General features: G+C 56.9%; 10 protein-coding genes and 1 riboswitch. Of the genes, 7 read left to right on the top strand and 3 right to left on the bottom strand.

All coding sequences use genetic code 11. From position 1 onward, the window contains the following. Position 1 precedes the first annotated feature (1 nt). From flgH to mgtE, 6 genes are all read left to right on the top strand, one after another. Positions 2 to 673: a flagellar basal body L-ring protein FlgH gene (gene flgH, locus BS300_RS06740; protein ID WP_071911667.1), complete on the top strand. Its 672-nt coding sequence runs from the start codon at positions 2 to 4 to the stop codon at positions 671 to 673. 8 nt (positions 674 to 681) lie between these two features. Next, positions 682 to 1,779 (top strand): flagellar basal body P-ring protein FlgI, encoded by a 1,098-nt coding sequence (locus BS300_RS06735; RefSeq protein WP_071911665.1) that lies wholly within the window; start codon positions 682 to 684, stop codon positions 1,777 to 1,779. 43 nt (positions 1,780 to 1,822) lie between these two features. After that, on the top strand, positions 1,823 to 2,878 hold the full coding sequence (gene flgJ / locus BS300_RS06730; RefSeq protein ID WP_071911663.1) for a flagellar assembly peptidoglycan hydrolase FlgJ: 1,056 nt from the start codon (positions 1,823 to 1,825) through the stop codon (positions 2,876 to 2,878). A 3-nt stretch (positions 2,879 to 2,881) separates the two neighbouring features. Further along, the gene (locus BS300_RS06725; RefSeq protein ID WP_071911661.1) at positions 2,882 to 4,885 is read left to right on the top strand and encodes a flagellar basal body rod C-terminal domain-containing protein; all 2,004 of its coding nucleotides are present in this window, start codon (positions 2,882 to 2,884) and stop codon (positions 4,883 to 4,885) included. Between the two features lie 4 nt (positions 4,886 to 4,889). Beyond that, a complete protein-coding gene (gene flgL / locus BS300_RS06720; protein ID WP_071911659.1) occupies positions 4,890 to 6,098 on the top strand; it encodes a flagellar hook-associated protein FlgL in 1,209 nt (402 codons plus the stop codon). Between the two features lie 183 nt (positions 6,099 to 6,281). After that, positions 6,282 to 6,451, top strand: a riboswitch (M-box (ykoK) riboswitch). A gap of 121 nt (positions 6,452 to 6,572) precedes the next feature. Further along, complete coding sequence (mgtE, locus tag BS300_RS06715) at positions 6,573 to 7,916, top strand: magnesium transporter (protein WP_071911657.1); 1,344 nt, start codon at positions 6,573 to 6,575, stop codon at positions 7,914 to 7,916. A gap of 63 nt (positions 7,917 to 7,979) precedes the next feature. Here mgtE and ppx read toward each other — a convergent pair whose 3' ends face one another. The 3 genes from ppx to BS300_RS06700 all read right to left on the bottom strand — a co-directional run bounded on the left by ppx (position 7,980) and on the right by BS300_RS06700 (position 12,122). Then, positions 7,980 to 9,470 carry an exopolyphosphatase gene (gene ppx / locus BS300_RS06710; protein ID WP_071911655.1) on the bottom strand — a complete coding sequence of 497 codons (1,491 nt, stop codon included), beginning with the start codon at positions 9,468 to 9,470 and terminating at the stop codon, positions 7,980 to 7,982. After that, positions 9,460 to 11,529, bottom strand: coding sequence for a polyphosphate kinase 1 (gene ppk1 / locus BS300_RS06705; protein WP_041209862.1), 2,070 nt, complete (start codon positions 11,527 to 11,529; stop codon positions 9,460 to 9,462). The genes ppx and ppk1 overlap by 11 nt, the downstream gene beginning before the upstream one ends. A gap of 80 nt (positions 11,530 to 11,609) precedes the next feature. Continuing rightward, complete coding sequence (locus BS300_RS06700; protein ID WP_033114369.1) at positions 11,610 to 12,122, bottom strand: ACT domain-containing protein; 513 nt, start codon at positions 12,120 to 12,122, stop codon at positions 11,610 to 11,612. Between the two features lie 190 nt (positions 12,123 to 12,312). Here BS300_RS06700 and BS300_RS06695 point away from each other — a divergent pair, with 190 nt between their 5' ends. Beyond that, entirely contained in the window at positions 12,313 to 13,200 is an 888-nt protein-coding gene (locus tag BS300_RS06695) for a DUF2726 domain-containing protein (RefSeq protein WP_071911653.1), read from the top strand. Positions 13,201 to 13,296: the final 96 nt, after the last annotated feature.

Here is a 13,296-nt window from a genome sequence, read left to right as displayed (position 1 = left end):
GATGAAAGCCGTATGGATGCTGGGCTTGCTGGTGCTGGGTGGTTGTACTTCGACCCCCAATACTCCCAAACCCGATGATCCCGAGTTTTCCCCCGTTTACGGGGAGTCGGAGCCGGTCTCGGTGAGACCGACAGGGGCGATCTTTCAGCCGGAGCAGGTCAACGGCATCTATTCGGATATCAAGGCGCACAAGGTGGGTGACATCATCACCATCCAGCTGGCCGAATCGACCTCGGCATCCAAAAAAGCCAACACCCAGAGTGGCAAAGACAACAAGTTCAATCTGGATGGGGTCAATTTGGGCGGCGTGCCGGTGACGGCGGGGCCCTATGACCTCTCGGCCAGCATCGGCCAAACCGGCGCGTTCAAGGGACAAGCCAAGGCGGATCAGAGCAATAGCCTGCAGGGGAATATCTCGGTCAGCGTGGCCAAGGTATTGCCCAACGGCAATCTGCTGGTGCGTGGCGAGAAGTGGATCATGCTTAACAATGGCAACGAATATATCCGTATTACCGGTCTTATCCGGCCAGAAGATGTGACGTCTGATAACAGCGTTTCATCACAGAAAGTTGCCAATGCCCGTATCTACTACGGTGGTACCGGTGATTTGGCCAATACCCAGGAACAGGGATGGCTGACCAGCTTTTTCAATGGTCCCTGGTGGCCGCTCTAGGAGATGTTATGAAGTCACTCCGTCTTGCCGCACTCCTCTGCTGTCTGTTGCCGCTGGGTATGGCTCATGCCGCCCGGATCAAGGACATCAGCTCGGTTGAAGGGGTTCGCACCAACCAGTTGATTGGTTACGGGCTGGTGGTCGGTCTGCCCGGTACTGGCGAGAAGAACAACGCCTTCACCGAGCAGACTTTCCGTACCATGCTCAACAACTTTGGCATCAAGGTGCCGGACAACATCAAGCCCAAGATCAAGGATGTGGCACCGGTGGCTATTCATGCCGACTTGCCGCCCTTCTCCAAGCCGGGCCAGACCATTGACGTTACAGTGTCGGCAATTGGTGAGGCGAAAAGCCTGCGTGGCGGTACTTTGCTGCAGAGCTTCCTCAAGGGGCTGGATGGTCGGGTCTATGCGGTTGCCCAGGGCAGTCTGGTAGTTGGTGGTCTGGGCGCCGAAGGGGCGGATGGCTCCAAGGTGGTGATCAATACCCCGACCGTCGGACGCATTGCCAACGGGGCAACCGTCGAGCGGGAAGTCCCCAATGCGTTCAGTCAGGGCGATACCATCACCTTCAACCTGAATCGCCCGGATTTTACTACTGCACGCCGACTGGCTGATGTGGTGAACGATCTGGTCGGCCCCAATACCGCGCAGGCACTCGATGCCACATCGGTCAAGGTCTATGCGCCGCGAGATCCGGGTCAGCGGGTCTCCTATCTCGCGACCATCGAGAATCTGGAAGTGGATCCGGCCAATGAAGCGGCCAAGATCATCGTCAACTCGCGAACCGGCACTATCGTCATTGGCAGTGAAGTCAGGTTGAAACCGGCGGCTATCAGCCATGGTGGATTGACCGTCACCATTGCTGAAAACCAGCAGGTCTCCCAGCCCAATCCGCTCTCTGGCGGGCAGACCACTACCACCAACAGTTCGACCATCAACGTCAAGCAGGAGCAGGGGCGGATGTTCAAGTTTGATACCGGCGCCACGCTGGATGAGTTGGTTCGGGCCGTCAACCAGGTCGGGGTTGCTCCCGGTGACCTGATGGCCATCCTCGAGGCGCTGCAGCAGGCAGGCGCTATCGAAGGACAGCTGATCATATTGTAACAAGCGGCAAGGGGTTGCCACGGGCGGCAAAGAGGTAAGCAAAATGGCGGACTTTGACACTAACAGCGGTATCAATCTCGGGGTCGTACAGGACGTCAAAAACCTGGATCGTCTCCGCCAGATGAGCAACAGCAAAGAGGGGCAGGCGGAAGCGCTCCGGAGTGCATCGCGCCAGTTCGAGTCAATTTTCACCCAGATGATTTTTCAGGGGATGCGGCAGGCCAATCAGGTGTTGACCCAGGATAGCCCGTTCAACAGCAGCTATACCCAGTTTTATGAAGGGATGCTGGATGAGCAGCGTGTTTCCGATATGACCAATAAAGGTGGGTTAGGTCTTGCTGATATGGTGGCCAGGCAGCTTTCGCCAGCCACCTTTACCCACAAGGATGGACGGGTGCTCAAGATGCCGCAGCGCACGGAGCGTGCCTACAAACCCTACGAACCGCCCACCGGGGCTGCCAATGATTTGATTGAAGCCTCTAAAGTTGGCAAGGATTTTGCTGAAAAGGGGATGGCAGAGGATAAACCTGCGCTCACCATGCCGGTACGCCCTCACCGTACCGTGCCGCCGATGGGCATTGCCGCCCAGGCTGGTAGCAGTGCCGATGGCAAAGAGTTTGATAGCCCGGAAGAGTTTGTGCAGCGCTTGATGCCACTGGCCAAGAAAGCGGCTGACAAGCTGGGGCTCAGTCCGGCGGTACTGGTGGCTCAGGCCGCGCTGGAAAGTGGCTGGGGCAAGCGGGTGATCAAGGATGGCGAGGGGAACGTAACTCACAACCTGTTTGGCATTAAGGCTGATCCCCGTTGGGAGGGGCCCAAGGCAGTGGTGAGTACGCTCGAGTATGAGGAAGGGGTTGCATCGCGCCAAAAAGCGGCCTTCCGCTCCTACGACTCTTTTGAAGAGAGCTTCAACGATTACGTGGATTTTCTCACCTCTGGCTCCCGTTACAAGGGGGCGTTGGCCAAGGTAGACAGCCCGGATCACTATTTTGAAGCGCTGCAAAAGGCCGGTTATGCCACGGATCCTCACTACGCCAACAAACTGAAACAGGTATTGCGCAGCGATGCCATTGCGCAATACAACGAGATGGAGCTGTAACATATGGCAAGCGATCTGCTTGGAATTGGTTCATCAGGTGTGCTGGCACAGCAGCGCCTGCTGCAGAGCACCAGTAACAACATAGTGAACGTCAATAGCCAGGGCTATGTGCGTGAGCGTACGCTGGTGTATACCAATTCTGTTGGGCTGGGTACTGGCGACATCAAGACCGAGCGGATCCTCAACAGCTATATGCAGGGGGAGGTGCGTCGTGATACCTCTGCTTACTATGCATCCTTGACTCACTATGATCAGCTTTCCTCCGTGGACAGGTTGCTTGGGGATACCAGCAACAGCGTAGGGGCTGCTATGACCTCGTATTTCAATGCTTTCCACTCTGCCAATGAGTCACCAGCCGACACTGGTGGCCGCAAAGTCGCCATGACCGAACTGAGCGGCATGGTTAACCGGTTTCACACCCTTTCGGCCCAGCTCGACAAGCAGAGTGACACCATCAGCACCCGCATTGAGGACGAGACCAAGCAGGTCAATAGCCTGCTTACCAGCATCAATGACCTGAACCAGGCTATTATACGGACCCAGGGCTCACCGGAAGAGAACCTGATGCTGTCTGACCAGCGTGATGAGGCAATTCGTCAGCTTTCCGAAAAGATGGATATTCGCACCATCCCCCAGGCCAACGGCAGTATGCTGGTCAATATGAGCACTGGTCATTCATTAATCCTCGATGGTGGCGTGGCTCAGTTCAAGGTGGTGGCAGGGGATCCTGACTCGCGCAACCAGGAGCTGCAACTGACCCTGGGTGATAATCAGGCGCTTATCGATCACGATACCTTCGGGGGGACTGTAGGTGGGCTGTTCAAGGCTCGTACTGATCTGGAGCCGACCAAGCGCGAGTTGGGACAACTTTCTATTGCCATGGCCGATGCCATGAACCAGCAAAACCGGCTGGGGATGGATCTGGATAACGAGCTGGGTAGCGATATTTTCACCCTGCCCACCAGCAAGGGGTTGCCTTACAACTCCAACGGCGGTACTGCAGGTGCTACGGTCAGTTTTGTTCCCGGCAAGGGAACAGAAGTGACCCCGTTTGACTACGAGATCCGCTTTAGCAGCGCCACAGGTTATGAGGTCTTTTCACTGGACAAGGATGGCAATGCAACTTCGGTTGCAACGGGGAGTATGCCACCAGCCACTTTCCAGATCCCGGGCCACGGTATTTCGGTGGATTTGACCGGCGCGCCAGTTGCCGGCGACAAGCTGCTGTTGCAACCAGCCAAGAGTGCCGCCGCTGGCATAACGCAAAATATAACCAGACCGGAAGATTTGGCTTTGGCTTCTCCGCTCAAAGCGCAAAAGACCACAAATAACGGTGGTAGTGCAGATATCAAGCTGGGTGGGGTGTTCAATACCGGAGCCGGTTCCGGTTTTGGTACCAATAGCCTGAGTGCGACGGCGCCTCAGGTAGTCAAAATTGATGCCAGTGGTAACTATCAGGTATTTCAAGCCGATGGTACCACCTTGATCGGCACGGCCCCTGCGAGCAGCAAGGGGCAGAACCTGATGTCGGCAATCGTCAACCCTTTCCCTGCTGGGGCGGCAGTCTATGCCAATCCCAAACAGACTCCTGGCTACGAGTTCAGCATTACCGGTACTGTCAACGCGGGTGACAGTTTCACACTCAGTTACAATAGTAATGGCTTTGCCGATAACAGCAACGGTCTCGCACTGGCGGAGCTGCAAAACAAGGATTTGGTGCGCAAAGGCAGTAGTGGCGGTACAGCCAATGACAAGATGACTTTCAATGAAGCCTATTCAGGTCTGGTTATGTCGGTGGGTAACAATACCAGCCAGGCGAAGACCTTGCTCAAGGCCAATGAGTCCAAGCTGATCCAGAGTAGCGGTATTTACGAGAGCGTCTCCGGGGTCAACCTTGAAGAGGAGGCGGCCAATCTGATCCGGTTCCAGCAATCCTATGCGGCATCAGCCCAGATCGTCAGTACCGCCAAAACCATTTTCGATACACTGCTTGCTTCCGTGAGGTAACGTCATGCGCATTACGACCAACATGATTTACGACCGGAATATCTATTCCCTCAACAGTGCCAATGAGCGGCTTAATACCGCTTATCAGCAGCTGCAGACCGGCAATAAGTTCCAGACGGCGGGCGAAGACCCGGCTGGCATGAGCCAAAAAATGGCGCTGACCAAGGAGATTGACCTCTTCAAACAATATGGAGTTAATGGCAGCCTGCTGGAGAACAGCCTTGGCCATGAAGAGACGGTGTTGACCTCTCTGAATAACGCCATGCTGAGTGCTCAAACTCTGATCCAGAAGTCAAATAACGGCTCCATCAGCATGGAAGATCGCAAGTCGATTGCCAGCGAACTGGAGGGCTTGCAACAGCAGATGTTTGATCTGATGAACAGCAAGAACTCTCAGGGGGAATATATCTTCGGGGGCAACCAGAGCAAGACCCAGCCCTACGTGAGAGATACCAACGGCAAGTTCATCTATCAGGGAGATACCGGGCAGCGCGAGATCCAGGTCTCGCCGACCGTCAAAATTGCCGCCAATGACTCAGGGCAGGATCTCTTCGAGATCGTGGCGACCAGGCGCACAGCCAGTGCAGGGACTGCCAATATCAAGGTGGGCATCGCGGACCAAGGCAATTTTGATAACTTTTTTCAGGCAAACTACAACTCGGCGCTGGCCAGCAATGACTACACCGTTTCCACCACAATAGGGCCTCCCGATACCTATCAGATCAAGGATTCCGGTGGTGCTACGTTGCAGACGGGAAATTACACGCCCGGTACCAAGATTCCGTTTAACGGTCTCGAGTTGACGCTCGATTTGCCAGCAGGTGGGACGGCACAGCAGTTTTCGCTCAATCCGCCAAAGAATGACAACATCCTCAATGGCATGTCTGACTTTATCAATACGCTGCGTGATCCGAGCGTATCTGCCGATACGTTTCAGAGCAAGGTGGCCGATGTAACCGTTCATATGAAGAATGCTCGGCAGAACATTGATCATGGACTAGGTGAACTGGGCGGCCGGATGAACAGCCTTGAACAGGTGATGAGCTCCAACGAAGGGTTGAGTAACCTGAACACCGAGGCGAGAGCCAAGGTTTCTGAGGCCGATCTCTACGAGGTAATATCCACGCTGGCGAAAGAGGATGCAGCGCTGAGTGCGTCACAACTCTCCTTCAGCAAGATAAGCAGGTTGACCCTGTTTGATTACATCCGCTGAATCTACAAAGGGCCCTATCAGGGCCTTTTTGCATATTGGGCTATCCCATCGTTGAGCCATGATTGAGCCAGTAATTGTAACAAGCTGTTACCTATGGCGGTTTCTGGCTAAACCGGGGTTGACCTTGTTGTGTGATTGGACAATTATGCCGCCCGCACAACAGAGCGTTGTGCAAGTTTAATTGCAGCATCTCGTTAGGCGAGGCTCCTGTATAAACACAGGCCACTGATCTCACGACGTCCAGAGACGCCCAAGATCAGGACAGTTTTCATCGGATTAAGGTGTAAACCCAAGTGGCTTCCGGCATGCCGGATACGTTATGCAGTGCTAAAGCTGGTACGTGGGGATGATGACACGCCGAACGGCGTCATTTCCTGCCTATTACTCGTCAATCAAATTGCTGTTTTCTTTCAGATGGCGAACGGATCTCCGTTCGCGCTCAGGCTCGCCTGAAATCACATGGGATTATTTGTGATGAAGAAAACACACACCATTCTCAACCGTCATCAACTGCTCGATCTCGCCAGCCTTCAGGGTTGGCTGGAACACAATCTGGATCCGGTTCAGCGCGCCGATCAACTGCTGACCCTGCGTCCGGAAGAGCTCAACTGCATCTTTGATACCTTGCCTGTGCCGCAGGGGGCTGAACTTATCGCCTCTCTCTCGGCAGAGAGTGCGGGACGTCTGTTGCAGCGCATGCATGGCAGCATCGTCAGTGTCTTGCAAGAAGCCATTCCCCGTCGTGAGATGGTGGCTATCCTGCGCAAGCTCGGCCGTCAGGATCGCACCATGCTGTTGGCTCGTTTTCCGACCCAGGCTCAGGCCATGTACTACTCCCTGCTCGACTGGCCTACCGAGTCGGTCGGGGCCAACATGCGTCATGAATATCTGGCCGTGAGCGAACAGGATACCGTGGGCAAGGCCAAGCAGCTGATCCACGATGCCTGGGACAATGCCCAGCTGTTTCGCCACATCTATGTGGTCAACACGGATGGGCGTCTGCAGGGGAGCATCTCGCTCAAGACTCTGCTGATCGCTGACCCGCTGGCCAGCGTCGCAACTCTGATGGACCGTGAAACAGTGCGGATCAACGCCCGGGCGGATCAGGAGCTGGCTGCGCGCCTGCTGATTGACCGCGACTTGTCGGTGTTGCCGGTCGAGGATCAGGGGAGGCTGGTCGGTATTTTCCACGTTGATGATGCCGCCGATATTCTGGAGCTCGAGTCCACCGAGGATGCCGAGATGCAGGGTGGTTCATCGCCGCTGGATACCCCCTATCTGCAGGCAACGCCTTGGCAGTTGTGGCGCAAGCGGGTGGGCTGGTTGCTCATTCTGTTTGTGGCCGAAGCCTATACCGGCACAGTGCTACGGGCTTTCGAGGAGCAGTTGGAAGCTGCCATCGCCCTGGCATTCTTTATCCCTCTGCTGATCGGTACCGGTGGTAACAGCGGTACCCAGATCACCACTACCATAGTGCGTGCCATGGCGGTCGGGGAGGTGAGTCTGCGCAACCTCGGCACCGTGCTGAAGAAGGAGCTTTCCACCGGTCTGCTCATTTCGGCCGCTATTGCGCTGGCGGCCTGGGTGCGAGCCTGGAGTCTGGGGGTAGGGCCCCAGATTGGCATGGTAGTTACTCTGACCATCATCGCCATCGTGCTCTGGAGCGCCACCGTGGCGTCGGTGATCCCCATGGTGTTGCGCCGCTTCCGTATCGACCCGGCGGTCGTATCGGCTCCCTTTATCGCGACGCTGGTGGATGGTACCGGTCTTATCATCTACTTCGAGATTGCCAAGCTGCTGCTGCCCGAGCTGCAGTAAGTCAGAACCTGAGAATGCAAAAGGCAGCCCACGGGCTGCCTTTTTTACATCTCTCTTTGCGGTTCAGCCGAGCTGGAACAACAGAGGCCAGCCTTGTTCCTGGCAATAACGATGCTCCTTCTCCAGATTCTGCATCAGGAGACGGTTCTCCTCACACCAGTCGATTGGCAGGGTCACTACCAGCTGATCCCCTTGTACCGCGACTTTCCACTCAGGCAGCAGGTTGTCCTGGCGCTTGTGGTGCGCGGCGACTGCGAGGCGCAAAATGCGGATGCAGCGCAGCACGGTTTGCAGGTCGTGGTTGGGCAGGGGCGGTAGCTCGGAGAGTTTTAGCCCCTTGCGCTGGAAGCGTACCAGCGCGGCCAGCAATGCCTGATCGTCCTGGTTGAAGCCGGGCAGGTCGGTGTGTTGCAGGATATAGGCGGAGTGGCGGTGGATGCCGCTGTAGTTGATGGCAAGGCCAATTTCGTGCAGTCGTGCCGCCCAGCCGAGGATGGCGCGATAGGGCTCTATCTCCATCTGCCAGGGACCTTGCAAGGCATCAAACAGGGTCAGCACACTCTGCTCCACCCGGGCGGCCTGCTTTTTGTCCATCCGGTAGTGGGTGCCGAGCGCTTGCGCCGTCCGTTCGCGGATATCGTGGTGCTGCAAGCGCTCCTCGAACTCATACAGCAATCCTTCACGCAGGGCACCGTCAGAGTAGTCGAGCCGCTCGATGGGCAGCGAGGTAAACAGGCCAAGCAGGATGGCAACCGCGGCGGCAAACACCTCCTGACGCTCCTCGGTGAGCCCGACCAGTTTGAGGTTATCGACTCGCTTGTGTTCGATCATCAGGGCCTTGAGGCGCTCCAGCCCCTCCAGCGTAATGCTGCCATCGGTCAGTCCTTCACCCTGCAGCACGTCGCGCACGGTGCGGATCGAACCTGAGCTGCCAAGACAGCTCTGCCAGCCCAGCTTGCGGTACTGGTTGACGATGGGGGCGAGCTGGTGCTGCGCCTCCAGCACGGCATTGGTGAAGTGCTTGTCGCTCAGCTTGCCGCTGGCAAAGAAGCTCTGGGTAAAGCTGACACAGCCCATCTTGCGGCTGGTGAGGACCTTGTGCTCAAACCCTTCACCGATGATGAGCTCGGTGCTGCCGCCGCCGATATCGATGACCAGTACCTGACCCTCGATATGCTGGGTATGGGCGACACCCTGATAGATGAGCCGTGCTTCTTCCTGCCCGCTGATGATCTCGATGGGGTGATTGAGCACCTTGGCCGCTTCGCTGACGAACTCGCGCGCGTTGCTGGCCCGGCGCAATGTGTAGGTGCCGGCGATGCGGATCTGATCCGGTTTGATGTTGGTGAGCCGCTCGGCAAAGAGTGACAGGCAGGCGAGGCCGCGTTCCATCGCCTCCGGGCTCATTCGCTTCTGGGCATCCATTCCTTCCGCCAGCCGTACCCGCTCCTTGATGCGATCGACGATGCGAAAACGCCCTTCGCTCAGATGGGCGATCACCATATGAAAACTGTTGGAGCCGAGATCGACGGCGGCGTAGAGGCTATTGTCCATTGTTTGACTCGATACGTTTGAGATAGTCGTAAATCGCGACCTGAGAGCGGATTTTGCGGCGGTTGCCCCGCTTCACATATTCGTTCTGCTGGTCGGCATCGATCACCCGCGCCTTGCAGGTATCACTCAGTTGTAGCTCGAGAATATCCATGATGCGCTGCTTGAGCCGCTCGTCATAGATGGGAGTGCCCACCTCGATCCGGCCGTCAATATTGCGGCTCATCCAGTCGGCGCTGGAGATATAGAGCTGGGGGTTGCCCTTGTTGTGAAACACCATCACCCGTGGGTGCTCGAGGAAGCGATCGATGATGCTGATCACCTTGATGTTGTCACTGAGGCCCGGCACGCCCGGGCGCAGTGCACACATGCCGCGGATGATCATCTGGATCGGCACCCCGGCCTGACCGGCGGCATAGAGCCGGTTGATGAGATCCCGGTCCACCAGGTTGTTGATCTTGAGGGTGATGCCGCTCGGTTGCCCCGCCTTGGCGTTGGAGAGCTCGTTGTCGATGAGGCGATAGAGCTGACGCCGGCTGTTGATGGGGGAGACCAGCAGGTGGTTGAACTTGTAGCGCCGGTAGGGGTATTCGATGTACTCGAACACACTCTCCACCTCGGCGGTGATGTCCGGATGGCGGGTCAGTAGTGAGAAGTCGGTATAAATCTTGGCGGTCTTCTCGTTGAAGTTGCCGGTCCCGATATGGGCGTAGCGCACCGCCTCGCCGTTTTCGTGGCGGGTGATGAGGCAGAGCTTGGAGTGGATCTTGAGGCTCGGCACCCCGAACACCACCTTGACCCCTGCATCGGTGAGAATGTTGGCCCAGTCGATGTTGGCGGCTTCATCGAAGCGGGCGCGCAGTTCCACCACCACGGTCACCTTCTTGCCGTTGTTGGCCGCATCGATGAGGGAGTGGATGATCCGCGACTTCTTGGCGACCCGGTAGATATTGATGCGAATGGCGCTGACCGCTGGATCGAACGCTGCCTGACGCACCAGCTCGGTAAAGTGGTGAAACTTGTGGTACGGGTAGTAGAGCAGGATGTCCTGCTTGGTGATGGCATCGAAGGCATTGACGAAGCCGTCAAAGTCGCGGCAATCGATGGCCGGCAGCTTGGGGTTTTCCAGATAGTCGCGGCCCACGTTGGGGAAGCCGATGAAATCTTTGAAGTTGTGATAGCGCCCACCCGGCATGATGGCGTCGTAGGAGCTGATCTGCAGCTTGAGCTTGAGGAAGCTTATCATAGCCGCCGGCATCTCCCGTTCGTAGACGAAACGCACCGGCATGGCGGTGAGACGCTGCTTCAAGCCATCACTCATCTTGTCGACCAGACTCAAGTCCAGCTGGTCGGAGAGGTCATATTCAGCATCCCGGGTCAGCTTCACCGCATAGGCGGCAATCTCGTCGTAGTCGAAGAATCCCTTGAAGATCTCGTCGAGACAAAAGCGGATGACATTGTCCAAAATGATGATCTGCTTCTTGCGGCGGGTCCCTTCCGGCGGCAGCTGGAAGAAGCGGGGCAGGTCATCGGTCGGCACTTCCACCAGCGCGTACTGGATCACCTGGCCATTCTTCTTCATCTCGATGGCCAGATAGGTGTGCTCGTCTTTCAGGAACTTGACCGGGTTGACCTCCTTGTTGAGCAAGATCGGGATGATGTGGCGCAGCACCTTCTCCCGAAAGAACACCCGCAGCCACTTCTGGATGGCGTCGGAGAGCTGGTTTTCGTTGACCAGAAAGATGTTGTGGCGAGCCAGGGCGATCAGCAGCTCCTTGTAGGTATTGTCGAATGCCTCGCCAAGGGCCATCACCTTCTGCTGGATGGCGCGCAGCAGGACCTTGGCTTCATCGTCGCCGCCATGTACTTCGTTGATCAGAATGCGGCGCTTGACGTCCGACACCCGAACTTTAAAAAACTCATCCTGGTTGGAGGAGAAGATCCCCAAAAAGCGGACCCGCTCGATGAGGGGGACCGTCTTGTCCATCGCTTCTTGCAACACCCGTTCATTGAATGAGAGCCAGCTCAGCTCTTTCTCTTCATACAGCTTGTCGGTGCTCATGTTATGCCTCTGGTCTCTAATCAGTTCGCCTCTGCGCGGCAGGTATGACGTGAATATATGACAGAAAAGTGACAGCAATATTACTCGGGCATCGCCTCGTCAATATCGACCACCAGATCATCGGAGAGAGACTCCAGCGCAGAGACAAGACTCTCCATCTCCAGCCCGTCTGGCAGGGCAACCAGTGCATGGGCGTAGAAGAGCGATGCGCCGGAGTGGGGGGCAGGTTCACAGCCGGTGGTGAGATCGGCCACATTGATATCAAGTTGCCGCAGGATGCTCGCCACTTCGTGGACGATGCCGGGGCGATCATTGCCGGTGACCGTCATCATCACCTGATGGGCCGGTTCGGCGGTGGGGGTCCCTTCGGCAAAACTGATGGTGAGGCCGGGCAGCAGGGCCAGCGCTTCGCACAGGCTGCGGTAGTGCTCCTCGGGCACGGCCACATGGAGGATGCCGGCAAACTGGCCGGCCAGCTCGCTCATGGCACTGCCCAGCCAGTTGCCCTGCTCGCGACTGATGACGGCAGCCAGACTCTCAACGATACCTGGTTTGTCTGCACCGATCACGGTGACCACCAATTGCTTTTGCATCCTGCTCTCCTTGGAATTGGGTTTCTCCAGCATTGTGCCTGCTGTGGCTGGTCATATGAAGCCCCGTCCGCTGGCAAATGGAGAAAAAGCAGGGACTTTTACACTTTCCATACGCTTGCCTGCTGCCTTGCGTGACGCTGGCTGTGGTAAAGTGTTCCCCCTTTCGTGTTGTGAACTGGATTGTGCTCTCATGAATACCCTCATCCTGTCGGGATTACTGCTGCTGGCCCTGCTGGTGCTGGCGATTTTCTGGAGCAGAAACAAGGAGCAGAAGCAGCTGCCCTACGATCTGCAGGAGACTCTCTTCACTCCGGCCGAGCGCTCTTTTCTCGGGGTTCTGGATCTGGCGGTAGGCGACAAGGCCAGAGTGCTTGCCAAGGTGCGGGTGGCCGATGTGCTGACTCCGCAAGCGGGACTCGGCAAGAGCAAATGGCAGCAACACTTCAACAAGATCAGCGGCAAGCATTTTGACTATCTGCTCTGCCATCCGACCGACCTCTCGTTTATCTGCGCCATCGAGCTGGATGACAGCTCTCACCGTCATCAGAAGCGCAAGGCGCGAGATCTGTTTCTGAAAACTGCCTGCGACAGCGCCGGTCTGCCCCTGCTGCAAATTCCGGCCAGCAGCGGTTATCAGGTGGAAGAGTTGCGCGAACAGATTCTGCCGTTGCTGGTCAAAACCAGCGAGCCGGTGGTCGATGATCTGCTGCCGGGCCAGCGGCGCGAACCCACCTTCAATCCTCTGTTGCTGGACGGGGTCGACCTTGGCACGCCGCTCCGCGGTGGCTCGCCACAGGCAACTGTTCGCCCGATTGATGAAGAGCCGCTTCACTTCCCAACTCTGGAGCGCCCTGCGCCGAGCGTTGCAGTTCCCGCGATGGAGCCGGAGCTTGCCGACAACCTGTTTGCCGATCCGTCTGAAGACGAAGATGAAGAGGTGCACCACTGTCCTCGCTGCGATGCGCCGCTGGTGGAGCGTGAAGCCAAGAAAGGGCCCCATGCCGGCCGCCTCTTTCTGGCCTGCAGCCGTTTCCCCGAGTGCCGCTACGCGACCCCGCGCCACCATATCCACCCTTGAACTGCTGCATCTGAGTGATACCGCCGCCGGCAAGGCGGTATCACCTGAATATTCCCTGCGAAAAAAATACCGTAGCCATTTCGTTTATCCCCGTTT

The organism is Aeromonas sp. SCS5 (assembly GCF_001887375.1).
GTDB classification, from domain to species: Bacteria; Pseudomonadota; Gammaproteobacteria; order Enterobacterales; family Aeromonadaceae; genus Aeromonas; species Aeromonas jandaei.
The sequence above is the reverse complement of the archived record's forward strand: the minus strand, read 5'-3'. Positions and strand labels throughout refer to the sequence as shown.